A 24,423-nucleotide genomic window follows, 5' to 3' on the forward strand; every position below is an offset into this window, starting at 1 on the left:
CCTAGGCAGGCGGGGCCGACAGTCCGTAGACTGGAAAAAAATTCCTGCCGGCAGGGCAGCCATGGGACGCTGGACTTCCGCACGGGTACGCCGTATGCCCGAAAGCGTCTTCCTCCTCATGGACCGGGAGAAAGGCCGGCTCCGGGAGGCCGGGCGGGAGGTGGTGGACCTCTCCCTGGGCAGCAGCGACCTCTCGCCTCCGGAGGAGGTGCTTCAGGTGCTGCAGGAAGCCGTCCGCGACCGCACCACCCACCGCTACTGCCTGCGCTCCGACACCCGGCCGTTTCTGGAGGCCGCCACCCGGTGGTACGCGCGACGGTGGGGGATTGAACTGGATCCCGATCGGGAAGCCCTGGCCCTGGTGGGATCCCAGGAGGGCCTGGCGCATCTCCTGTGGGCGGTGACGGACCCCGGGGACCTGGTGCTCCTGCCCGCGGTGGGATACCCCTCGTACTGGGGGGCCGCGGCCATCGCGGGACTGGAGGTCTACCCCGTTCCCCTCCGATCCGACCTCCTCCCGGATCTCGCCGCGGTGCCCGAAGCCGTGGCCCGGCGGGCGCGGCTCTTGATCCTGAACTACCCCAACAACCCCACCGCCGCGGTGGCCCCGGAGGCCTTCTTCGAGGAGGCCCTCCACTTCGCGCGGCGGCACGACCTCCTACTGGTACACGACAACCCGTACGTGGACATCGTGTTCGAAGGGAAAGCCCCTTCCCCGCTCGCGCTGCCCGGAGCCCGGGAGCGGGTGGTGGAGCTGTTCAGCCTCTCGAAGTCCTACCACATGGGCGGGTTCCGGCTGGGGTTCGCCCTGGGCAACCCGGAGGCCATCGCGGCCCTGGAAGCCGCAAAGGCCCCCGTGGACTTCAACCAGTATCTCGGGATCCTGCGCATGGGAATCGCGGCCCTCTCCCTCCCGGAGGAGCGGGTGCGCCGGGACGTGGAGGTCTTCCGGGCCCGCCGGGACGCCCTGGTGTCCGCCCTGCGGGGATCCGGATGGTCCATCGAGCCCCCGAAGGCCACCCTTTACCTGTGGATCCGGCTTCCGGAGGGGACCGACGACGTGGCCTTCTCCGTAGGACTGCTGCGCGAGACCGGGATCGCGGTCTCCCCCGGTCAGGGCTTCGGGCCGGGCGGAAGGGGGTACATCCGGGTAGCCCTGGTGCAGCCGCCGGAGATCCTGGCCGAGGCTGCCCGGCGGCTCAGCGCCTTTGTCCACGCCCGGGTTTAGGTCTCTCGTCTTCCCCCTCGCGGGGAGCCTCCCCGGAGGGCCGTTCCTCCGGCCGGGAGGGAGCCGGAGCCTCCCGCACCCGCTCCGCGAACTCCCGCAGCCGCTGGTCCACCCGGGCGTTCACCGTCCCCTCGGGGAAGCGGCCGTCCGGGCCCCGCTCGCCCGCGGGCAAGCCCGTGAGGATCTCGAGGCCCTCGTCCACGGTCTCGATGGCCCAGATGTGGAACTTCCCCTCCCGCACCGCCTCCACCACATCCTCCCGGAGCATGAGGTTCTTCACGTTGCTCGCGGGGATGATCACGCCTTGCCGCCCCGTGAGCCCCTTCACCCGGCACACGTCGTAGAACCCCTCGATCTTCTGGTTCACCCCGCCCACGGCCTGGATCTGACCGTGCTGGTTTACGGAGCCCGTGACCGCGATCCCCTGCCGGATGGGGACCCCGCTCAGGGCGGAGAGCAGGGCAAACAGCTCCGCCGCGGAGGCGCTGTCGCCTTCCACCATCTCATAGCTCTGCTCGAACACCAACCGCGCACTCAGGGTAAGCGGCTTGTCCTGGGCGTAGCGCTGGGACACGTATCCGCTGAGGATGAGGACCCCCTTGCTGTGGATGGGACCGCCCAGCCGCACCTGTCGCTCGATGTCGATGATGCCCTCCCTCCCGGGCGCCACGCTGGCGGTGATGCGGCTGGGTCGTCCGAAGGCGTAGTCTCCCAGCTGGATCACCGACAGTCCGTTCACCTGGCCCACGGCCTCCCCGTCCGTATCCACGAGGAGAATGCCGCGGGCGATGAGCTCCCGGATCCGTTCCTCGATGAGGTTGGACCGGTAGACGCGGCTCTCCAGGGCCTTGCGGACGTGGTCCGCGGTGACGCGGTCCGCGCCGTCCCGCTCCGCCCAGAAGTTCGCCTCCCGGATCACGTCGCTGAGGGCTCCGAATCGGGCAGAGAGCTTTTCCTGATCGTCCGCCAGCCGCAGGCTGTGCTCCAAGATCTTCGCCGCGGCCCCGCTGTCGAGGGCCCGGAGCTTCTCTTCCTGGCACAGCTTGCAGATGAACGCGAGCACGCTGCGCACGTGCTCCTCATCGTAGGGCATCTGGACATCGAAGTCCGCCCGGATCTTGAAGAGCTCCGCGAACTCCTCGTCCAGGGCGTACAGGAGGTAATACCAGAGGGGGTGGCCCACCAGGACCACCTTCACCCGGAGGGGCACGGGCTGGGGCCGCAGGGTCTTGGTGGTGACCAACCCCAGGCGTTCCACCAGGTCCTCGATCTCCACCTGCTCGCTGCGCAACGCCCGCTTGAGGCCGTCCCAGCTCACCGCGTTGCGCAGGAGATCCTCCACGGGGATCACGAGGTACCCGCCGTTGGCCCGGTGGAGGGCACCGGGCTTGATCATGGTGAAGTCCGTGTAGAGGGCCCCGAACTGGGTCTCCTTCTCCACCTTGCCGAAGAGGTTGGTGTAGCTGGGGTTGAGCTCCACCACCACGGGGGCGCCCTGCTGATGGCTGTTGTCCACCAGCAGGTTCACTTCATACCGCCGCAGGAACAGCTCCCGGCTCCAGGGCACGGGGAGCGGGATGGGCGGGAGCATCCCGCCGACGGCAGGAGCAGGCGCCTCCGAGGGTCCCTTGAAGAACTCCAGGTTCTCCACGATGTCCTGCTGCACCGCCTGGAGATGCTCCGTGATCTCCGGGCAGCTCGCGTACTTCTCCATGAGATCCTCGATGAGACCGCCCACCACGTGGAGGGCCACCTGCCGGTCCAGGGTCCGCAGCCGCTCCTCCGCCGCCCGCTCCAGGACCCGCACCTGCTTGAGGGCGGCCTTCACCTCCTCCTGCAGGGTCTCCCGCCGCCGCTGGAGCTCCTCCCGCGCGGGAGCAGGCAGGGCCTGCAGCTCCGCGTCCGAGATGGGCCGTCCACCCAGCACGGGGATCACCAGGATGCCGATGGGGGTGGGTTGCAGCGTGAATCCCGCCTGCGCGGCCCGCTGCTGGAGCTGCTCGAAGATCTCCGAGCGCTGCCGTTCCAGCCCTTTGATGATCTCGTCCCGCCGGGTGCCGTACTCCTCGCTCTCGAAGGCCTTGGGGATCTCCCGCCGCACCCGGGCGATGAGGGCCCGCATGTCCTGCTGGAACTCCCGCCCGCGGCCCGGAGGCAGCTGGACCACCCGGGGCTGATAGGGATCCGTGAAGTTGTTCACGTAGCACCAGTCCGGCGGGGTGGGCTGCCGCCGGGCCGTCTCCTCCAGGAAGGCCCGCACCGCGGTCATCTTCCCAAGCCCCGGCAGCCCCGCCACGTATACGTTGAACCCCCGGTCCCGCATCTGGAGGCCGAACCGCAGGGACTCCACGGCCCGGGGCTGTCCCACGATGCCCTCGAGCGGCAGAACCTGGTCCGTGCTCTCGATCCCCAGGGTGGTGGGATCAACGGTACGGCGCAGATGCGCGGGTTCCAGTCGCTGCATGCTCCCCTCCCCTTGAGCGGATCTTCATCGGGTTCCCGCCACCGCCTCCGGAGTCGCCCTCTGGGCCTGGATGCGCCGTCGGGCCGCCTCCACCTTCTCCGGGTCCAGCACCCTCCGGAGGAACTGGCCCGTGTAGGAGTGGTCCTGGGCCGCCACCTCCTCGGGCGTTCCCTCCGCGATCACCCAGCCGCCCCCGTCCCCTCCCTCCGGCCCCAGGTCGATGATCCAGTCCGCGGTCTTGATCACGTCCAGGTTGTGCTCGATGACGACCACGGTGTTGCCCGCATCCACCAGCCGGTGCAGCACCTGCAGCAACCGCTCCACGTCCGCAAAATGCAGGCCCACGGTGGGTTCGTCCAGGATGTACAGGGTGCGGCCCGTGTCCCGGCGGGAGAGCTCCGCCGCCAGCTTCACCCGCTGGGCCTCCCCGCCCGAGAGGGTGGTGGCGGGTTGCCCAAGTTTGATGTAGCCCAATCCCACGTCGTGCAGGGTCTGCAGCTTGTGCCGGAGCCGAGGGACGGCCCCGAAGAACTCCAGGGCCTCGTCCACGGTCATCTCCAGCACATCCGCGATGGACTTCCCCTTGTACAGGACCTGCAGGGTCTCCCGGTTGTAGCGCTTGCCCTTACACACCTCGCACGGCACGTACACGTCCGGAAGGAAGTGCATCTCGATCCGCACGATCCCATCGCCCTCGCAGGCCTCGCACCGGCCGCCCCGCACGTTGAAGGAGAAGCGGCCCGGCTTGTAGCCCCGCATCCGGGCCTCCGGGAGCTGCGCGAAGAGCTCCCGGATGAGGTCGAAGGTCTTCGTGTAGGTGGCAGGGTTGCTGCGGGGCGTACGGCCGATGGGCGACTGATCGATGTTGATCACCTTGTCGATGAGGTGCACGCCCTCGATGCCCTCGTGGGCGCCCGGCCGCACCCGGGCCCCCATGACCCGCTGGGCCAGGGCCCGGTAGAGGATCTCATCCACCAGGGTGGACTTCCCGCTGCCGGACACCCCCGTGACGCAGATGAACACCCCGAGGGGGAAGGCCACGTCGATGTTCTTCAGGTTGTGCTCCCGGGCGCCCCGCACCACGAGGCGCCCGCCCCTCGGGGGACGGCGGCGCTCCGGTACGGGGATCCGACGCTTGCCGGAGAGGTACTGCCCCGTGAGGGACCGGGGCTCCCGGATCACGTCCTCCAGGGTCCCGCTGACCACCACCTCCCCCCCGTGGACGCCGGCCCCCGGCCCGATGTCCACGATCCAGTCCGCGGCGCGAATCGTGTCCTCGTCGTGCTCCACCACGATGACGGTGTTCCCCAGATCCCGCAGGCGCTTCAGGGTCTCGATGAGCCGGTGGTTGTCCCGCTGGTGGAGGCCCACGCTGGGTTCGTCCAGGACGTACAGAACCCCCATCAGTCCCGAGCCGATCTGGGTGGCGAGGCGGATGCGCTGGGCTTCCCCGCCGGAGAGGGTGTTGGCGGGCCGGTCCAGGGTGAGGTAATCGAGCCCCACGTTCACCAGGAACCCCAGCCGGGCCCGCACCTCCTTCAGGATCTGGGCCGCGATGAGGGCCTCCCGCTCGGTCAGGGAGAGGTGGTCGAGGAACTCCAGGCACCGTCGCACGGTCATGGCGGTGACTTCCGCGATGTTCTTCCCGCCCACCCGCACCGCGAGGCTCTCCCGCCGCAGCCGCGTGCCCCTGCACTCCGGGCAGGGCGTGGTGCTCATGTAGCGTTCGAGCTCCTCCTTCACGTACTCCGAGTCCGTCTCCCGGTAGCGGCGCTCGAGATGGTGCACCACGCCCTCGAAGGTGGTCTCGTAGACCCGCAGGATCCCGTACCGGTTGTGGTAGCGCACCCGGATGGGCTCGTCCCACCCGTACAGCAGGGCCCGGATGAAGGATTTCGGGAGCTTCCGGAGGGGGGCTTTCGGGTCCACCCCGTGGGCCTGGGCCAGGGCGCGCAGCAACTCCGTGTAGTACTCGCTCGCGGACTCCGCCCAGGGCACCACCGCGCCTTCCAGGAGCGGCTTGTCCATGTCCAGGATCAGATCCGGGTCCATCTCCTGCCGGAACCCGAGTCCCGAACAGGCGGGGCAGGCCCCGTAGGGGCTGTTGAAGGAGAAGATCCGGGGCTCGATCTCCGGCAGGGTGGTCCCGTGGTCCGGGCAGGCGAAGGCGGTGGAGAAGACCAGGACCTCCCCGGATCCGTCCGAGCCCTCCCGCCACACGTGCACGAGCCCCTGGCCGAGCTTGAGGGCGGTCTCCAGGGAGTCGTGCAGACGTGAACGGACATCCTGCCGAACCACCAGCCGGTCCACCACCACCTCGACGTCGTGCTTGCGGTTCCGGTCCAGGGAGATCTCTTCCCCGAGCTCGTACAGCACCCCGTCCACCCGCACCCGCACAAACCCCTGTCGCCGCAGGTCCTCGAACAGCTGGCGGTACTCGCCCTTGCGGCCCCGCACCACGGGGCCCATCACGTAGATCCGGGTGCCCTCCGGGAGGGCCAGGATCCGGTCCGCGATCTGCTCCGGGGTCTGGCGGGCGATGGGACGGTTGCAGACGGGACAGTGGGGTTGGCCGATGCGGGCAAACAGCAACCGCAGGTAGTCGTAGATCTCCGTGACCGTGCCCACGGTGGATCGGGGATTGCGGGGGGCACCCTTCTGATCGATGGAGACCGCGGGGGAGAGGCCCTCGATGGCGTCCACATCCGGCTTCTCCATAAGGCCCAGGAACTGCCGGGCATACGCGGACAGGGACTCCACGTACCGGCGCTGCCCCTCCGCGTAGATGGTGTCGAAGGCCAGGGTGGACTTCCCGGACCCCGAGATCCCCGTGAAGACCACCAGCTTCTCCCGGGGAATCTCCACGGTCAGGTTCTTCAGATTGTGCTCCCGCGCGCCCCGTACGATGATCCGGTCCAGCGGCATGATGCCCCCTGCGGATTCTGCAGGAATCTCAACGCAGCGGAGTCCACCTCATTCCGCAAGGCTCGCCGCCTGGTCCAGGGCCTCCGCCCGGCGGGCGGCGTCCTCGCTGCTGATGAGCTCGATCTGATTGCCGAAGGGGTCCCGGCAGAAGAACCGACGAACCCCCGGTTGAGGCGGCAGGTCCTGGACCGCGATCCCATTGCTCAGCAGGATCACCCGGGCCTCGTCCAGGTCGTCCACCTCGAAGCACACGTGCCGCCTCGACCGCACCAGGAGTTTCGGGTCCTCCACCCCCACGTGGACCTCACAGTTGGGCGCCAGGAACCATACGCCCCCCCGCTCCGCAAGCCCCGGGGGCTTCGGAATCTCCCGCAGACCCAAAAGTTCCCCGTAGAACCACCGGGCCTGCGCCTCGCATCCCGGCGGGCCTGTGAGGTGTACGTGGTGTACCCGCTCGATGCGCACGGTCACCGTCGCCGGGAGCCCCGTCCGCGCCGGACGCCCCTGTGCCCGGGTTGGACGGGTTCTCCGAGTCCCCGTCGCAGTTCCAGGATCTGGTCCCGCAGCCTTGCGGCCCGCTCGAACTCCAGGTTGGCGGCCGCCCGCCGCATCTCCGACTCCAGCCGCCGGAGGGTGGCCTCCACCTCCTCCGGGCCCAGGAGCAGCATCCGGGCCACCTCCCACGGGAGCACCCGTCCCCGCTCCTTCACGAGCTCCACCAGCTCCTCCGCGGTGGCGGGTTCCCCACCCGGAGCGTAGGTCTCGGGTTCCTCCGAGACCTCCGGGAGGTCGAGGAGGTCCCGGATGGGCTTCTGCACGGACTGCGGGGTGATCCCGTGTTCCTCGTTGTACCGGAGCTGGATCTGGCGGCGGCGGTTGGTCTCCTCGATGGCCCGGCGCATGGACTCCGTGACCTCGTCCGCGTAGAGGATCACCCGACCGGAGACGTGCCGGGCCGCCCGTCCCATGGTCTGGATGAGGGCGGTCTCGCTGCGCAGATACCCCTCCCGGTCCGCATCCAGGATGGCCACCAGCGACACCTCGGGGAGGTCCAGCCCTTCCCGGAGGAGGTTGATGCCCACCAGCACGTCGTAGGTGCCCAGGCGCAGGTCCTTGAGGAGGCGAGCCCGCTCGATGGTGTCGATCTCCGAGTGGAGGTAGTGCACCTTGATCCCCATCTCCTGGAGGTACCCCGTGAGGTCCTCCGCCATGCGTTTGGTAAGGGTGGTGACCAGGGTGCGCTCGCCCCGCGCCACCTGGGCCCGGATCTCCGTCAGGAGGTCATCGATCTGTCCCCGGGCGGGCCGCACCTCCACGTACGGGTCCACGAGGCCCGTAGGCCGCACGATCTGCTCCACCACGCAACGGCTGACCTCGAGCTCGAAGGGGCCCGGGGTGGCGGAGACGAACACGCACTGGTGGATGAGCTGTTCGAACTCCTCCCACCGCAGGGGACGGTTGTCGTAGGCGGAGGGGAGCCGCCACCCGAAGTCCACCAGGTTCTTCTTGCGGGCCCGGTCTCCCTCGTGCATCCCCTTGATCTGGGGGACGGTGACGTGGGACTCGTCGATGAACATCAGGTAGTCGCGGGGGAAGTAGTCCAGTAAACACCCGGGCCGCTCGCCCGGGGCCCGGCCGTCCAGGTGGCGGGAGTAGTTCTCGATTCCCGGACAGTACCCCGTCTCCCGCAACAGTTCCATGTCGTACCGGGTGCGGAACTCCAGGCGCTGGGCCTCCAGGAGCCTCCCCTGGGCGCGGAACCACGCCACCCGTTCCTGGAGCTCCTCCTCGATGCTCCGCAGGGCCCGCGCGAGGCGATCTTCCGTGGTGACCCAGTGCTTCGCGGGCCAGATGGCCACCGCCTCCTTCTCCTCCAGCACCTCGCCCGTGAGGGGATCCAGCTCCAGGAGGCGGTCCACCTCGTCGCCGAAGAGCTCGATGCGAACCGCGTGGTCCTCGTAGCTGGGGAACACCTCGATCACGTCCCCCCGCACCCGGAACCGACCCCGGGCGAAGTCCACGTCGTTCCGCTCGTACTGGATGTCCACCAGCCGCCGGAGGATCTCCTCCCGGGCGCGGCGCTCCCCCCGGCGCACCACCAGCGTCACCTCCCGGTAGTCCTCTGGCCGGCCCAGGCCGTAGATGCAGGAGACGGAAGCCACCACGATGACGTCCCGGCGCTCCATGAGGGCCTTGGTGGTGGCGTGCCGCAGCCGGTCGATCTCCTCGTTGATGCTGGCGTCCTTCGCGATGTACAGGTCCAGCTGCGGCACGTACGCCTCGGGCTGGTAGTAGTCGTAGTAGCTCACGAAGTAGCGCACCGCGTTGTGGGGGAAGAACTCCCGGAACTCACTGTAGAGCTGCGCGGCCAGGGTCTTGTTGTGGGCGATCACCAGGGTGGGCCGTTGCATGCGCTCGATCACCCGGGCCATGGTGTACGTCTTCCCGCTGCCGGTCACGCCCAGCAGGGTGGTGTACTTGTGGCCTGCCCGGAGGCTACGAACCAGCTCCTCGATGGCCTTGGGCTGGTCCCCTCGGGGCGGCAGGTCCGTGACCATGCGGAACTCGGGCATGGGCGGATCCCCCTCGCGCGACACTCCATTATACGGCCGGTTCAGCCGTCCGCTCCACGGGGAGTCCGGCCGCCACCCACCCCGTGATGCCCTCCGGCATGATGTACACGTTCCGGTAGCCCAGCTGCCGGGCCCGACGGGCCGCCCGGTGACAGGCCCTTCAGCGGGGGCCGGAGCAGTAAAAGACCAGCACCGCGTCCCGATCCGGCGGCAGGTCCGCCGCGGTGAACCCACCCGGGTCCAGGTGCCGGGCCCCCGGTACGTGCCCGGTCGCCCAGCGTCGGGGGTGGTTGTTGTCGAAGACGTAGAATCCCGGCGTCCCAAGACGCCGGGCCACTTCCTGCACGGTCATCCTCGGGAGGTCCTCTGCCACGGGACGTACCTCCTGTTTGCGGTGTTTGGACCATTGTACGGGGGAGGGGGATCAGGAGGGGTAGAGGGCACGGATCATCCGCTCGTCATCCCGCCAGTCCTCGCTCACCTTCACCCAAAGGTCCAGGTACACCCGGGTCCCCAGCAGGGCCTCGATCTCCTTTCGGGCCGCGGTCCCGATCTCCCGGATCATACGGCCGCCCTTTCCGATCAGGATGGGTTTGTGGGAAGGCTTCTCCACGTGCAGGGTGGCCCGGATGTACGTGAGGCCCTCTTCGGGTTTTTCCCGGAACTCCTCGATCTCCACCCCGACCGCGTGCGGCACCTCCTCCCGCACCCGCTCCATGGCCTTCTCCCGGATCAGTTCCGCCACCAGTCGCTGGAGGGGCTGGTCCGTGAGGTCCTCCTCCTCGAAGTACCGGGGGCCGGGAGGCAGCAGCCCCACCAGGATTTCCACGAGCTCCGGAAGCCCCTGGCCCCGCAGGGCGCTCGTGCGCACCACCCGGGCCTCGCCAAGCTCCGCCCGCACCCAGGCCTCCCGGGCCTCGATCTCCCGGGGGGAGGCCAGGTCGCACTTGTTCAGGGCCACCACCACGGGCCGACCGCTCTGCCGGGCCAGGGCCACCGCCATCTCCGTCTCCGGACCCACGGGCCGGCTGACATCCAGGACGAGGAGGACCGCGTCCGCCTCCTGCAGGGCCGCGCGGGCGGTCCGCATCATGTGCTCGCCCAGCCGGTGCTTGGGGGAGTGGACGCCCGGGGTGTCCACCAGCACCATCTGGGCATGGGGAAGGTGGACCACGCCCCGGATGGCGGTGCGGGTGGTCTGGGGGATGGGGGTGACGATGGCCACCTTGGTGCCCACCAGGGCGTTGGTGAGGGTGGATTTCCCCGCGTTGGGCGGGCCCAGGAGGGCGATGAATCCGCTCCGGAAAACGCTCATCCGGGCCGCCGGAAGGGCTGCGGCAGGAGCTCCTCCATGCGGTAGATCCGGAGATGCCCCCGTCCCGCGGTCACCACGAACCGCGTGCGGAACTCCAGGAGCACCTGGCGGCACGCCCCACACGGCAGGAGTTCTGTGCCCTCCGGCCCTGCCACCGCCACCGCCACCACCCGGCGCTGCCCCTCGCTCACCGCCTTCTGCACCGCCACCCGCTCCGCGCACACCGAAAGCCCGTAGGACCCGTTCTCCACGTTGCATCCCGTGTACACGGACCCGTCCGGTGCCAGCACCGCGGCGCCCACCCGGAAGCGGGAGTAGGGGGCGTACGCACGCCGCCGGACCGCCCGGGCGGCCCGGAGCAGCCGCTGGGCGGTGTCCTCTGGGAGTTCCCTGCGCATGGAGGAGGGCTCAGGTGCGGCTCGGCGCCGCCTGGGGAGTGATCTTCTGGATCCGAACCCGGGCGATGCGGTGTCCCTCCACCTCCTCCACCCGGATCAGGACCCCGTTCACCGTGATCTCCTCGCCCTGGGCGGGCACGTGGCCCAATCGGCTGTAGACCAACCCGCCCACCGTGTCCACCTCGTCCGTGGGGAGCGCAAGCCCCAGGGTCTCGTTCACGTCCTCCAGAAGCATGCGGGCGTCCACGAGCGCGGTGGACTCGTCCACCCGCACCAGGGAGGGGAGTTCCTCCACGTCGTACTCGTCCCGGATCTCGCCCACGATCTCCTCCAGGACGTCCTCGATGGTGACCAGGCCCGCGGTGCCCCCGTACTCGTCCACCACGATGGCCAGGTGGACGTGGTTCTGCCGCATCTCCCGGAACAGCTCGTCCACCTTCTTGGTCTCCGGCACGAAGTACGCGGGCCGCATGATCTCCTCCGCGGTGATCTCCGTCCGGCCCTCCCGGATGTACCGGAAGAGGTCCTTCACGTACACCACGCCCACCACCTGGTCAACGGTCTCCCGGTACACGGGGTATCGGGAATGGCCCTCCCGGAGGAGCAGGTCGACGATCTCCATCAGCTTCGCGCCCGCGGGGACCGCCCGGATGTCCACCCGGGGCACCATGATCTCCCGCACGATGGTCTCCCGGAACTCGAAGATGGAGGAGATCATCTCCCGCTCCCCAGCTTCCAGGGCCCCGTTCGCCTCTCCCGCCTCCACCAGCATACGCAGCTCCTCCTGGGTGATCCCGGTCCGGTCCAGCGGGAGCCGGGCGAGGAGGGCACCCACGGGCGCCATCAGCGCAGCCCAGAGGTAGGCCGGGACCGCGCACCACAGGGCACAGGTCTCCCGGTGACGCGCCCCCATCGCCCTCGGCAGAACCTCCGCGGCGAGCAGGATCCCTACCGTCATGACCAGGAAGGCCACCACTTCCCCCCGCCCGAAGCCCAGCCCCTCAATGGCCATCCGGGCGGCGACCACGGCGGCGGCCAGCCGCGCCATGGTGCTCCCCACCATCAGGGTGCTGGCCAGTCGGGAGGGATGCTCCAGCAGGCGAAGGGCGATGGAGGCACGTAGGGACCCCTTTGCCTCCGCGAGCTCCCGCAACCGCTTGGAGCTCACACCGAGAAGGGCGACCTCGGCGAGGGAGAAGAAGGCGGAAAGGAGGATCAGGACGCCCAGCAGGACGTACGGAACCCAGCTGCCTGAGTCGTCCAATTCAGGACCGTTCCTCCCTCCTTGACCGACCCGCCCTCCCTTCTTCGCTCCGCGGGGGCGGGTCAGCCCCATCATACCACGGGGGACGGGCCCGGCTCAACCGGAGGAGACCCGCCGCGGCGCCGAGGGCCAGGGCTCCCAGCACCGCGGGCGTCACCCACCCGCTGGTCAGTCTCAGTCGTGCGAGCAAGGCGGGGCCCAGGACGAGGGCCCCGCCCGCAACCGCGATGAGAGCGGCCACGAGGACCGCGGCCGCGGACACGTCCTTCACCACGCGCGCCGCCTCCCTCCGCTCCGGGATCACCGCGTCCACCAGGGCCTCCAGGCTGGTGTTGAAAAGTTCCGCGGTCACCACCATCCCCATGAGCACCACGAGCAGGGCCGCCTCCAGGGGACGGACGCGGAGCCACAGGCTCACCAGGCACACCCCCAACGCCACGGCCAAGTGGACGCGGAGGTTGCGCTGGGTCCGGACGGCGTACCGGACCCCCCAAAGCGCCGCGCTCAGGGCATCACGGAAGGGGGAAGGCATGGGAGGGTCCCCGGATCCGCAGGGCTCGGAGGACGGCCTCCTGCCGCTCCCACATCCGGGCGCGGTCCGACGCGGCCTCGTCCCGGTAGCCCAGGAGGTGCAGGGTCCCATGCACCGTGAGCAACATGAGCTCCTCGTGGAGAGACCATCCCGCCTCCCGGGCCTGCTCCGCCGCCCGGTCCACGGAGATCACCACGTCCCCCAGCACCCAGCGGCCCACGTGCGGTCCCGGTTGAGGGAACGCCAGGACGTCCGTGGGCTCGTCCCGACCGAGGTAGGTGCGGTTCAGGGCGCGGATGGCGGCGTCGTCTACCAGCACCACGCTCACCTCCACGGGCTCCTCGATCCCCTCCTGCCGCAACGTGGCCCGCACCGCCCGCCGGAGGGAGCGCACGTCAACGGGATGGGTGCCCTGATCGTTGCGCACCGCCACGACGCTGCGCCCGGCGCGCCTCAAGGCTCACCTCCGGGTACTCGATGCGGGGGTGGAACATGCCCACCAGGATGCGGGTGAAGGTCTGGGCGATCCGGTCCAGGTCGCGGAGGGTCAGGTCGCATTCGTCCAGCTGCCCGTCCTCCAGCCGCTCCCGGATCAGCTGGCGCACGAGGGTTCCGATCCGGTCCGGGGTGGGATTCGGGAGGGTGCGGACCGCGGCCTCCACCGCATCCGCCAGCATGACGATGGCGGTCTCCTTGGATTGGGGCTTGGGGCCCTCGTAGCGGTAGGTCTGCTCGTCCACCGGTCCCTCCGCGTGCTCCAAGGCCCGGCGGTAGAAGTACGAGATGAGGCTGGTGCCGTGGTGCTCCGGGATGAAGGCCGTCACGGGCCTGGGCAGCCGGTACTGCCGCGCGAGCTCCAATCCATCCCGCACGTGAGCTGCGACGACCAGGGCGCTGAGGCTGGGGGAGAGGCGGTCGTGCGGGTTGGTGCGGCCCAGCTGGTTCTCCACGTAGAAAGCCGGCCGCCGGAGTTTGCCGATGTCGTGGTAGTAGGTCCCCACCCGCACCAGCAGGGCATCCGCTCCCACCGCCTCCGCCGCGGCCTCCGCGAGGTTCGCCACCAGCACCGTGTGGTGGTAGGTGCCGGGAGCCTCCAGCTGCAGGCGGCGCAGGAGGGGATGGCTGGGGTCGCTGAGCTCCAGGAGCTTGATGGGGGTCACGAGCCCGAACACCTCCTCCAGGTATGGCAGGGCGCCCACCGCGAGAATCCCGGAGAGCAGCCCGTTGAGGGCTCCCCAGCCCGCATCGCCCAAAAGCTCCATGAGCGGTGCGCCGGCCACCAGGTCCACCGCGGTCACCGCGAGCGCGTTCGCACCGGCCACCGCGAGCCCCGCGTATGCCAGGTCCGCCCGGCGCTGCACCCGCCGGATCACGTAAACTCCCGTGAGGCCCCCCACGTAGGCCACCACGCTCATCCGGAGGTCGTTCCCACCCACCACCCCCGTCAGCAGGGCCAGACTCCCGCCCGCGAAGGAGGCCACCCGGGGGTTCAGGAGGATGGCGAGCAGCATGGTCACGGAGGCCACGGGGACGAGGAACCCGCTGAGCCGGGTGGCGATGACCCGGCTGCCCACCGCCGCCACCAGGCCCAGCAGGCAGAGAAGGAGGAGGCGCCGTTCATCGGCCCAGATCTCCGGCTGGAATCGCCAGAGGTACGCGGCTCCCAGCACGACGAGCAACGCGAGGAAGAGGGAAGTTCCCACAACCCCCTCCCACCGGAGGGGCGGGGAGACCAGTCCCAGGGCCGCCAGCTTCCGGACCTGCTCCGCGGTCACCACGTCTCCCCGCCGCACGATCACCTCCCCCCGCAGGATCCGCTCCCGTACGGGATCCACGCTGGCCCGGGCCGCCTCCTGCTGCCGCCGGGTCTGCAGGTGATCCACGAAGAGGTTGGGACGCAGCGCCCGCTCCAGGGCCCAGGCCACCAGGGCCCTGGACGGCTCTGCAAAGGGCAAGCCCTGTGCCAGGGCCTGCCCCCGGGCCTGGGCGGCGGGGAGATCCTCCGCCCGGATCCCCTCCTGCATGAGGCGCCTGAGAAGGGCGAGGGCGCCGTCGCGCACCCGTTCGAGGTCTGGGCGGCTGAGGGCTTCCGCGGCCCGCAGCGCCGGACCCCGGAGCCCCAGGCGCACCAGCTGCTGCCGGCGCTCCAGGTCCGTCTGCGGCCGGCGGGATCGGATGCCCCAGATGGCCTCGAAGGCCGCGCGCACGGACTGCTCCGCCTCCCGGGTGGCCACGGAATCCAGGCGGTAGACGGGGCGCACCGCGGCCGCCGCTTCCTCCCGCAGCCGCGCCGTGCGTTCCCAATCCACGTACTCCACGCTGCGGGGAGCTGCCACCTCGTAGGGGCTCACCATGCCCTCCCGGAGGGTGACCCGCGGGGGCAGGTACTGCACGGATCCCACCGCGCAGAGGGCCAAGAGGAATCCCCCCAAGAGGAGGACCCGCCGGAGAGAGACCCGCCCGGGACGGAGGAAGTTCACCCGGATCCGCTCCATGCCCCGTGGATTGTACCAGACCGGCCCTAGCCCGGATCACGTCCGGCCGAGCAGGTCCTGGAGCATCCGGATCACCTTGGGTCGGTCTGCCTCCCGCCGCACCACGACCAGGATGGTGTCGTCTCCCGCCACGGTCCCCGCGATCTCCGGGATGCGGGCCTCGTCTACCGCGATGGCCACCGCGTTCGCCCGACCGCTGAGGGTTTTCACGAGAACGATGGCCTCGCCCTGGTCCACCTCCGTGACGAAGGCCCGGAAAGCGCTGCGGAGGTTCTCCCAGGCCGCGGGGGGCGGAGTGGTCCGCAGGGCATCCGGGGGCGCGTAGTGATACGTCCCCTCCGGCCCCGCCACCTTGACCAGACCCAGCCGCTTGATGTCCCGGGACACCGTGGCCTGCGTGACCCGAAGGCCTCGTTGGCGCAGCGCCCGCACCAACTCCGCCTGGGTGGTCACGGGACGCGACCGCACGATCTCCAGGATAGCCCGCTCCCTCTGCTGCCGGGTCAAAGCCGCTCCGCGAGCAACCTCCCTTCCCGGTACGCCGTGTAGATGGGCGGCGGCGCGCACGAGTCCCGCCACCTCCTCACCCCTTCCACCGCCGCCCGGGCCCGCTCCAGCTGCTCCGCCACCCGCGCGGGCGCGGGGCCGCCGGCCACCGCCCGGGCTTGCACGGATCCCTCCGGGAGAAGGACCTCGTACACGTCCCCCCCCACCTCCGGAGAGCAAGTCCGCAGGACCTCCAACGGGAGCTCCCAGAGCTCACACCCCCTCGCCTCCGCCTCCCGCACCGCGCGGCCCGCCTGTTCGTGGGCCGTGCGGAAAGGAACGCCGCGCCGCACCAGGTAGTCCGCCAGGTCCGTGGCGGTCAAAAACCCTTCGTACAGGGCCGCCCGCATCCGATCGGGATGATAGCGCACCCCGCGGGCGAGCACCGCCGCGGCCTGCAAGGACCCGGATACGGTGTCGAGGGCATCGAAGAGGGGCTCCTTGTCCTCCTGCAGATCGCTGTTGTAGGTGAGGGGAAGTCCCTTGAGGGCGACGAGCACCGCGGTCAGAGCTCCGATGGTCCGCCCTGCCTTCCCCCGGATGAGCTCCGCGGCCTCCGGGTTCTTCTTCTGGGGCATGAGGCTGCTGCCCCCCGCCGCGGAATCGTCCAGGGAAGCGAACCCGAACTCCCGCGTAGTCCACAGCACCACCTCCTCCGCCCAACGGGAGAGATGCACCTGCAGCACCGCGCACGCGAACAGGGCTTCCAGCACGTAGTCCCGGTCTGCCACCGCATGCATGCTGTTGGGACAGATCCCCTCGAACCCCAACAGCTCCGCGGTGCGCTCCGGACGCACGGGGTACGGGGAAGTGGCGAGGGCCCCCGCGCCGAGGGGAGATAGCCCGCTCACCCGGTGCACCCGACGGAACCGCTCCGCGTCCTGCAGGAGGGCCCACACGTGGGCCAGGAGGTGATGGGCGAGGGTGGTGGGCTGGGCCCGCTGCAGGTGCGTGTAGCCGGGCAGCACCGTTTCTAGGTGCTCCTGGGCCTGGTCCAGCCAGACCTCCACCAGCTCCAGGAGGTGCTCCGCCACCTGCTCCACGGCCTCCCGCACGTACAGGCGCAGGGCGGTGGCCACTTGGTCGTTGCGGCTGCGGGCGGTATGGAGCCGGCGGGCAGGCTCCCCGATCCGCTCCACGAGCGTCCGCTCGATCCACGAGTGGACGTCCTCGTCCTCCCCCTCCACCCGGAGGGCACCGGTCTCCACGTCCCGAAGCATTCCCGCCAGTCCCTGGAGGATCGCCTCCCCGCTTTCCCGGTCCAGGACGCCCACCTCCATTAACATGCGGGCGTGCGCGAGGCTCCCGACGAGGTCCCAGCGGGCCAGGCGCCGGTCGAAGGGAAAGGAGCGGGTGAAGGCACGGATGCGGGGATCCGGGGGAACCCCGAACCGCCCGCCCCACATCCCCGTCCTCCCCCTTCCCGACCTCATCTCAGGGTTTTTGGCCCGCGGGGGCCTCGGCCTCCCTGCTGCCCGGGTGCACGGCCGCGAACACCTGAAGCGGGAGCCCCCACAGCCGGATGAACCCCGTGGCGTCCCGGTGGTCGTAGGCGGCGCCTTCTCCGAAGGTGGCGAGATCCTGGCGGTACAGGGAGTACGGGGAGGACCGGGAGACGGCCCAGCAGTGTCCCTTGTAGAGCTCCACGGTCACGGTCCCCGTCACGTACCGGTGCGTGCTCTCCAGGAAGGCATCCAAGGCCTCTCGCAGCGGCGAATACCACAGGCCGGAATACACCAGATCCGCGTACCGGGCCGCCACCAGCTCCTTGAACCGGACCGTGTCCCGGTCCAGGGTGATGGCCTCCAGGTCCCGCAGGGCCACGGTGAGCACGGTGCCCGCGGGCGTCTCGTACACCCCCCGGCTCTTCATCCCCACCAGCCGGTTCTCCACCATGTCTACCCGGCCCACGCCGTGGGCCCCTGCCACCCGGTTCAGGTGTCGCACGAGCTCCGCGGGACTCATGCGCACGCCGTCCACGGCCACGGGGATCCCTCGCTCGAAGGCGATCTCCAGGCGCTGGGGGACATCGGGAGCCCTCCGGGGATCCACGGTGAGCTGGAACATCTCCTCAGGCGGCGGGGTGGAGGGGTCCTCCAGGATTCCCCCCTCGTAGGAGGTGTGCCACAGGTTCTGATCGATGCTGTAGGGCTTCTCCGCGGTCACGGGGACGGGGATCCCGTGCTCCTCCGCGTAACGGAGCTCGTCCTCCCGGCTCCGCAGGTCCCACTCCCGCCACGGTGCGATGACCCGCAGGTCCGGCGCGAGCGCCCGATAGCTCAGCTCGAACCGCACCTGATCGTTGCCCTTGCCCGTACACCCGTGGGCGAGGGCATCGCATCCCGTGGCCCGGGCCACCTCCACCTGCACCTTCGCGATGAGGGGGCGGGCCAGGGCGGTGCCCAGCAGGTACCGCCCCTCGTACACCGCGCCCGCCCGCAGGGCCCGGAAACAGTAGTCCCGGACGAACTCCTCCCGGACGTCCACCACGTGGAAACCGCTGGCGCCGCTCTGCAACGCCTTCTGGCGGAGGGCGTCGAAGTCATCGAGCTGCCCTACGTCCGCCACCACCGCCACCACCTCACACCCGTACCGTTCCCGCAACCAGGGAATGGCCACGGAGGTATCGAGCCCTCCCGAGTATGCCAGGGCCACCTTCCGCACCCGCTCCACGGCTCACCTCGCCTGCACTTTTCCGAGGGCCCGTTCAAGCCGGACCATCGCCTCGTCCACCTCCGCCTCGGAGACCACGAGGGGTGGGCAGAGCCGCAGGGTATGGGGTCGCACCGCGTTCACCAGCAGTCCCTCTCCGAGCGCCGCCTCCACCACCGGGGCCGCCTCCACCCGTAGGTCTGCGGCCACCAGGAGCCCCACCCCCCGCACGGACCCAACGGTGGGATTCCGCTCCGCCAGGGCCCGGAGCCCCTGCAGGAGCCGATCCCCCGCCCGCCGGGCATTCTCCACGAGGCCATCCCGCTCCACCACCTCCAACACCGCGCAGACCGCGGCACAGGCCAGGGGGTTTCCGCCGAAGGTGCTCCCGTGGTCCCCTGGTCCCAGGTGCCTCGCCACGTCCTCCCGGGCCAGCACCGCGCCCACCGGAACCCCACCCGCGAGTCCCTTGCCCAAGGTCACCACGTCCGGCTGGATCCCCTCCCGTTGGAAGGCGAACAGGGCGCCCGTGCGGCCGACTCCCGTCTGGACCTCGTCCAGGATCAGCAGTACCCCCCGCTCCCGACAGAGGGCCTCCAGGTCCCGCAGGTACCCCGGAGAAGGGATCACCACGCCACCTTCTCCTTGCACGGGCTCCACCAGCACCGCACAGGTGCGATCCGTGACGGCGTCCGCCACGGCCCCGAGGTCGTCGTAAGGCACGAACCGGAATCCCGGGGGAAGGGGCTCGAATCCCTGCCAGTACCGGGGAGTTCCCGTGGCCGCCAGGGCCCCCAGGGTGCGGCCGTGGAAGCTCCCCTCCATGGTCACGATCTCGTAGGCGTCCGGGCCCCGCATCCCCCGACCCCATCGCCGGGCCAGCTTGATGGCGGCCTCCACGGCCTCCGCCCCGCTGTTGCAGAAGAAGACCCGGTCCAGCCCGCTGAGCTCCACGAGCCGCTTCGCGGCCCGGGCCTGCTCGGGGATGTGGTACAGGTTCGAAACGTGCAGGTAGCGGGAAGCCTGGTCGCACAGGGTCCGCATCAGGTCCGGGTGTGCGTGCCCGAGGCTGCTGGTGGCGATCCCCGCCACGAAGTCCAGGTACTCCCGACCCCCGAGATCCCACAACCGCACGCCCTCTCCCCGGACGAAGGCCACGGGCGCCCGCCGGTACGTGCGGAAGAGATATCGGTCCGACCACTCCAGAACCGTCTCGAGGTCCATCTAGCCCTCCGGATGGCGGATCATGGTGCCGATTCCCGTCTCCGTAAAGAGCTCGATCAGCAAACCGTGAGGCAGGTCCGTGCCGATGATGTGGGCGCTGGGCACACCGCCCGCCAGGGCCTCCAGGCAGGCTTCCACCTTGGGGATCATCCCCCGGGAGATCACGCCGGAAGCGATGAGCTGCCTCGCCTCCTCCGGGCTGATCTCGCTCAGGAGCTCCCGACGGCCATCCACCTCCCGGTACACTCCGGGTACGTCCGTGAGGAGGATGAGCTTCTGGGCCCGCAGGCCTACCGCCAGGGCCGCGGCCGCGGTGTCCGCGTTGAGGTTGTAGCTCTGGCCGTCCGGGCCGAATCCCAGGGAGGCGACCACGGGAAGGAATCCCGCGTCCAACAGCACCTGTACGATCTCCGGCTCCACCCGCTCCACCTCGCCCACGAACCCCAGATCCACCTCCCCCGCCCGCTTGCGGACCTGCAGGAGCCGCGCGTCCTTGCCCGAGAGCCCCACGGCGCGGCCGCCTGCCCTGTGGATGAGGGTCACCAGGTGCTTGTTCACCCGGCCCGCGAGCACCATCTCCACCACTTCCATGGTCTCCGCGTCCGTGACCCGGAGGCCGTTGACGAACCGCGTGGTCTTGCCCAGGCGTTCCAGGGTGCGGGTGATCTCCGGGCCGCCCCCGTGCACCAGCACGGGCCGCACCCCGGCCCGCTGCAGGAGGACGAGGTCCTCCGGAAGGGTACCCAGCTCTTGAGCGTCCAGGACGCTCCCTCCGAACTTCACGACCACCGTGCGGTCCTTCCAGGCGGCCACGTAGCGCAGGGCATGGGCCAGAGAGGTCCCGATGCCCGGACTCTCCAGCGGCAGGACGTTCACCGCTTTCCTCCCACACTAGGTGATGTAGGCGCCGTTCAGGCGCACGTACTCCTCGCTAAGATCGCACGTCCACACCCACCACCGCCCGCTCCCCACCCCCAGGTCCACCCGCAAGGTGACCTCGGAATCCCGCAAGGCTTGCGCGCCCTGCCCGAGGGCTTCCGGAATCCCCACCCCGTCCTGTACCACCAGGACCGGCCCGAACCAGACGCGCGTCCTGGACTCCTCCAGGGCCACCCCGGCCCGACCCACCGCCGCCAGGACCCTTCCCCAGTTCGGCTCCCCGCCATGCAGCATGGTCTTTACCAGAAGGGAGGTCGCCACGGTGTAGGCGGCCCTCCGGGCCTCTGCCTCGTCCAGGGCGCCCGTGACCTCCACCCGCACGAGCCGCGTGGCTCCCTCCCCGTCCCGCACCACCATCTTCGCCAGCTCCTCCGCCACCGCGGTGAGGGCCGCGCAGAACCGCCTGTAGGCTTCTCCCTCCTCCGCGGCGATTCCGGACTGGCCGTTCGCCAGGACGATGAGGCTGTCGTTCGTGCTGGTGTCCCCGTCCACGGTGATGCGGTTGAAGGAGACCTCTGCCGCCCCCCGCAGCGCCTCCCGCAGCCGTCCGGGAGAGATGCGGGCGTCCGTGGTGAGGAAGCACAGGGTGGTGGCGAGTTGGGGGTGGATCATCCCCGCGCCCTTCGCGATCCCCCCCACGGTCACCACGCCCTCCGGAAGGCGGACCTGGGCCGCGGCCCGCTTGGGGAAGGCGTCCGTGGTGAGGATGGCTTCCGCCGCGGCCTCGCCGCTCCGCTCCAGGGCCCGCACCGCCTGCGGGATCCCCCGCCGGATGGCTTCCATGGGAAGCGGGACGCCGATCACCCCCGTGCTGCACACCAACACGTGGGAACGCGGGATGCCAAGCGCCCGGGCCGTGATCTCCGCCATCTCGTAGGCGTCCCGGAGTCCCTGAGGACCCGTGCAGGCGTTGGCGTTCCCGCTGTTCACCACGATGGCCTGCGCGACCCCTCCGGACAGGGTTTCCTCACAGTACCGCACGGGGGCCGCCTTCACCCGGTTGGTGGTAAACAGCCCCGCCGCGGAAGCGGGGACCTCCGAGTAGAGGAGGGCCAGGTCCCGCCGCTGTTGCTTGATCCCGCAGTGCACCCCCGCGGCGAGGAAGCCGTGCGGGCTCGTGACGTCTCCGGGAATGAGGGTGATGGGCTCAGGGGTCTCCATGGCGCCTATGGGAAGAGGGGAGGCAACTGGAGTCCTTCCGTCTCCGGGAGCCCGAACATCAGGTTCATGCACTGGATGGCCTGCCCCGCGGCTCCTTTCCCGAGGTTGTCCAGGGCCGCGATGGCGATGGCGACCCCGCGCTCCGCATCCACCCGCACCGTCACATCGCAGAAGTTGGAGCCAAAGGTGGCCTTCGTCTGCGGGAGATCCCGCTCGAGCACCCGCACGAAGGGCTCTCCCGCGTAGGCCTCCCGGTACAGGTCCAGGGCGGCCGGGCCGTCCAGGGGACGGGAGAGCCGCACGTAGCAGGTGGCGAGGATCCCCCGGGTCATGGGGATGAGGTGGGGGACGAAGCACACCGCGGCGGGACAACCCGCCTCCGCCAGGGCCTGCTCCATCTCGGGGACGTGGCGGTGATGGGCCACGTGGTACGGGCGCACGTTCTCGTTGATCTCGCTGAAGTGGGTGTCCAGGGACGCCCCCCGGCCAGCACCCGAAACCCCGGACTTGGCGTCCACCACCACGGGACCGCTCCCGTACCCCGCCCGCAGGAGCGGCACCAGACCGAGCAGGGCCGCCGTGGGGTAACAGCCCGGAACCGCCACGAGGTTCGCCTCCCGGATGCGGCTCCGGTGGAGCTCCGGGAGTCCGTAGACCGCCTCCTCCAACAGGTGCACGGCCGTGTGCTCCTGCCTGTACCACCGGGCATACTGGGCGGGATCCCGCAGACGGAAGTCCGGCCCCAGGTCCACCACCCGGGCGCCCGCAGACAGGATCTCGGGCGCGGCTTTGAGAGCGAGTCCGTGCGGGAGCGCCAGGAACACCACGTCGCTCTCCTGCGCCAGCTTCCGCCAGTCCGGCTCCTCCAGGGGCTTGCGCACGAATCCTTCCAGGTGGGGGAAGGCCTCCGGGAGGAGCTTGCCCCGGTGCTGGTCCGCGGTGAGGTGCACCAGCTCCACCCGGGGATGGCGCACCAGCCACCGCACCAGCTCCCCTCCCGTATACCCGCTCGCGCCGGCCACGCTCGCCCGGATCATGGCATAACCATACAGGAAACTGCATGATGTTGCAATCCGGGGAGGATCCGGGTCCGTTGACACGCGCTTCGGATGCTGTAGAAATTGTCTGTAAAGCGTAGAAGGTGCGGTCGGGGGGTGAGGAGATGCGAGGGAAGGGCACGCGTCTGGCGGTGGCCGCGCTCGCTGCCGCGGCGGTCACCCTGGGTCCGGTTGTCCTGGGGTTCGGAGCCCCGGGGGAGCAACCCCGGCGGGGGGGAGTCCTCCGGGTGGCGGACGAGGCCCCGGGAGGCCCCTTCGGCGTCCCCTGGAAGATGCCCGTGTTCGGCATCATCCCCGCGGTTCCCGTCTACGAAACCCTCCTCTGGGTGGACGCCCGGGGCCAGGTCAGCCCGAAGCTGGCGGTCCAGTGGGAGATCACCCCGGACCGGAAGGGGATCGTATTTCGGCTGCGCCAGGGCGTACGCTTCCACGACGGTTCCGAACTGGACGCGGACGCCGTGAAGTTCAGCCTTGAGGAGAACCTCAAGGCCCGCCGGCTGCCCCCTACCATCCAGTCCGTGGACGTCCTCGACCGCTACACGGTGCGGGTCAACCTCTCCCAGTGGAACAACGGCATCTACCTCTCCCTTGGGGGGTCTGCCTCCCTCATCGCCTCGCTCGCCCACCTCCGCCGGCTGGGGGAGGACCGGGCCCAGTGGGACCCCTCCGGGACCGGACCCTTCCGCCTCACCCAGTACGACCCCAACGCCTTCGCCATGTACACCCGCTTCGACCGCTACTGGGACCGCGGCAAGCCCTACCTGGACCGGCTGGAGCTGTGGTTCATCCGGAGCATCCAGACCCTGAAGGCCGCCATGCTGGCGGGCCAGGTGGACGTAGGGGGGTTCGGGGATCCTCAGGTGGTGAGCGAGCTCCAGGCCACGGGCCGGTTCCGGGTGCTCTCGGGACTCCACCGGGGGATCCTCATGCTCATCCCGGACAGCGCCAACGAGGACTCCCCCTTCGCGGACCGGCGGGTCCGGGAGGCCCTCCAGTACGCCTTCGATCGGGCCGCCCTCGCCCGTGCCCTGGGCTACGGTCTGTGGGAACCGTGGGACCAGATCGCGCATCCGGAGAGTCCCGCGGCCCTGACGGACCATCGCCGCCCCTCTTACAACCCCGCCCGGGCCAAGGAACTCCTGGCGCAGGCGGGCTACCCCAACGGATTCCGCACCAAGTTGATCCCGGCTCCCTTCCTGACCCGGGAGATCGCGGTGGCCATCCATCGGTACCTCCAGGAGGTGGGCATCGAGGCGGAACTGGAGACCCCGGAGATCGCCCGGTACGCGGAGTATCAGCGGCGGGGATGGCGGGGGCTCCTCGTCCAGCCCTTCGGCTACTTCCCCTACTTCAACAACTACGTGGCCTTCTACTTCACCAACTCCCCGGAGGGCTTCGTGAGCATGCGGCGGCCGCCGCAGCTGCAACGCCTGTGGGAGGACTCCGTAGCCACCCTCACCCCGCAGCGCTACAGGCTGCAGGTGATGCACCGGCTCCTCCTCCAGGAACATACGGTGATCCCCCTGTGGCTCGCGGGCCGGTACTACGTGACGCGGCCAGAAGCCCGGGGGACCGGGCACCTCCAGGGCTCCACCTGGCCGTGGTGGACGCCCGCGAACGCCTGGACCGTACGGTAGCTACGGTGCCGC

Annotated in this window: 20 protein-coding genes; 2 read left to right on the forward strand and 18 right to left on the reverse strand. The window is 70.0% G+C overall.

Annotated features, from left to right (window positions below):
* The first annotated feature begins 61 nt into the window (after positions 1 to 61).
* Positions 62 to 1,228, forward strand: coding sequence for an aminotransferase class I/II-fold pyridoxal phosphate-dependent enzyme (locus QN206_07275; GenBank protein MDR7614612.1), 1,167 nt, complete (start codon positions 62 to 64; stop codon positions 1,226 to 1,228).
* On the opposite strand, the gene QN206_07280 is transcribed toward QN206_07275, so the two are convergent.
* From QN206_07280 to argC, 18 genes are all read right to left on the reverse strand, one after another.
* Entirely contained in the window at positions 1,200 to 3,692 is a 2,493-nt protein-coding gene (locus QN206_07280) for an AAA family ATPase (GenBank protein ID MDR7614613.1), read from the reverse strand. The two genes, QN206_07275 and QN206_07280, sit on opposite strands and share 29 nt — an antisense overlap.
* Positions 3,693 to 3,716: 24 nt before the next feature.
* Positions 3,717 to 6,617: an excinuclease ABC subunit UvrA gene (gene uvrA / locus QN206_07285; GenBank protein ID MDR7614614.1), complete on the reverse strand. Its 2,901-nt coding sequence runs from the start codon at positions 6,615 to 6,617 to the stop codon at positions 3,717 to 3,719.
* A 48-nt stretch (positions 6,618 to 6,665) separates the two neighbouring features.
* The gene (locus QN206_07290; GenBank protein ID MDR7614615.1) at positions 6,666 to 7,088 is read right to left on the reverse strand and encodes a VOC family protein; all 423 of its coding nucleotides are present in this window, start codon (positions 7,086 to 7,088) and stop codon (positions 6,666 to 6,668) included.
* Complete coding sequence (gene uvrB, locus QN206_07295; protein ID MDR7614616.1) at positions 7,085 to 9,190, reverse strand: excinuclease ABC subunit UvrB; 2,106 nt, start codon at positions 9,188 to 9,190, stop codon at positions 7,085 to 7,087. The genes QN206_07290 and uvrB overlap by 4 nt, the downstream gene beginning before the upstream one ends.
* A 160-nt stretch (positions 9,191 to 9,350) precedes the next feature.
* Positions 9,351 to 9,563 carry a rhodanese-like domain-containing protein gene (locus QN206_07300; protein ID MDR7614617.1) on the reverse strand — a complete coding sequence of 71 codons (213 nt, stop codon included), beginning with the start codon at positions 9,561 to 9,563 and terminating at the stop codon, positions 9,351 to 9,353.
* Between the two features lie 51 nt (positions 9,564 to 9,614).
* A complete protein-coding gene (era, locus tag QN206_07305) occupies positions 9,615 to 10,505 on the reverse strand; it encodes a GTPase Era (protein MDR7614618.1) in 891 nt (296 codons plus the stop codon).
* Positions 10,502 to 10,903 carry a cytidine deaminase gene (locus tag QN206_07310; protein ID MDR7614619.1) on the reverse strand — a complete coding sequence of 134 codons (402 nt, stop codon included), beginning with the start codon at positions 10,901 to 10,903 and terminating at the stop codon, positions 10,502 to 10,504. Before QN206_07310 ends, era begins: the two co-directional genes overlap by 4 nt.
* Before the next feature lie 10 nt (positions 10,904 to 10,913).
* A complete protein-coding gene (locus QN206_07315; protein ID MDR7614620.1) occupies positions 10,914 to 12,167 on the reverse strand; it encodes a hemolysin family protein in 1,254 nt (417 codons plus the stop codon).
* A gap of 1 nt (position 12,168) precedes the next feature.
* Complete coding sequence (locus QN206_07320; GenBank protein MDR7614621.1) at positions 12,169 to 12,699, reverse strand: diacylglycerol kinase family protein; 531 nt, start codon at positions 12,697 to 12,699, stop codon at positions 12,169 to 12,171.
* The gene (gene ybeY / locus QN206_07325; protein MDR7614622.1) at positions 12,680 to 13,156 is read right to left on the reverse strand and encodes an rRNA maturation RNase YbeY; all 477 of its coding nucleotides are present in this window, start codon (positions 13,154 to 13,156) and stop codon (positions 12,680 to 12,682) included. The genes QN206_07320 and ybeY overlap by 20 nt, the downstream gene beginning before the upstream one ends.
* Positions 13,095 to 15,194, reverse strand: coding sequence for an HDIG domain-containing protein (locus tag QN206_07330; GenBank protein ID MDR7614623.1), 2,100 nt, complete (start codon positions 15,192 to 15,194; stop codon positions 13,095 to 13,097). Before QN206_07330 ends, ybeY begins: the two co-directional genes overlap by 62 nt.
* Before the next feature lie 36 nt (positions 15,195 to 15,230).
* Positions 15,231 to 15,773 carry an arginine repressor gene (gene argR, locus QN206_07335; protein ID MDR7614624.1) on the reverse strand — a complete coding sequence of 181 codons (543 nt, stop codon included), beginning with the start codon at positions 15,771 to 15,773 and terminating at the stop codon, positions 15,231 to 15,233.
* Positions 15,698 to 17,146, reverse strand: coding sequence for an argininosuccinate lyase (gene argH / locus QN206_07340; protein ID MDR7614625.1), 1,449 nt, complete (start codon positions 17,144 to 17,146; stop codon positions 15,698 to 15,700). The genes argR and argH overlap by 76 nt, the downstream gene beginning before the upstream one ends.
* 28 nt (positions 17,147 to 17,174) lie before the next feature.
* Positions 17,175 to 18,404: an argininosuccinate synthase gene (locus QN206_07345; GenBank protein MDR7614626.1), complete on the reverse strand. Its 1,230-nt coding sequence runs from the start codon at positions 18,402 to 18,404 to the stop codon at positions 17,175 to 17,177.
* Between the two features lie 12 nt (positions 18,405 to 18,416).
* Complete coding sequence (locus QN206_07350; protein ID MDR7614627.1) at positions 18,417 to 19,616, reverse strand: acetylornithine transaminase; 1,200 nt, start codon at positions 19,614 to 19,616, stop codon at positions 18,417 to 18,419.
* Entirely contained in the window at positions 19,617 to 20,483 is an 867-nt protein-coding gene (argB, locus tag QN206_07355; protein ID MDR7614628.1) for an acetylglutamate kinase, read from the reverse strand. It abuts the gene before it with no gap.
* A 24-nt stretch (positions 20,484 to 20,507) separates the two neighbouring features.
* Entirely contained in the window at positions 20,508 to 21,716 is a 1,209-nt protein-coding gene (gene argJ / locus QN206_07360) for a bifunctional glutamate N-acetyltransferase/amino-acid acetyltransferase ArgJ (protein ID MDR7614629.1), read from the reverse strand.
* A 5-nt stretch (positions 21,717 to 21,721) separates the two neighbouring features.
* Positions 21,722 to 22,753, reverse strand: a complete 1,032-nt coding sequence (gene argC, locus QN206_07365) for an N-acetyl-gamma-glutamyl-phosphate reductase (protein ID MDR7614630.1) — start codon at positions 22,751 to 22,753, stop codon at positions 21,722 to 21,724.
* 125 nt (positions 22,754 to 22,878) lie between these two features.
* On the opposite strand from argC, the gene QN206_07370 reads away from it, so the two are divergent.
* A complete protein-coding gene (locus tag QN206_07370) occupies positions 22,879 to 24,411 on the forward strand; it encodes an ABC transporter substrate-binding protein (GenBank protein ID MDR7614631.1) in 1,533 nt (510 codons plus the stop codon).
* Positions 24,412 to 24,423 lie beyond the last annotated feature (12 nt).

The sequence above is a fragment of the Armatimonadota bacterium genome, from assembly GCA_031460175.1.
Classification (GTDB): Bacteria; Sysuimicrobiota; Sysuimicrobiia; order Sysuimicrobiales; family Sysuimicrobiaceae; genus Sysuimicrobium; species Sysuimicrobium tengchongense.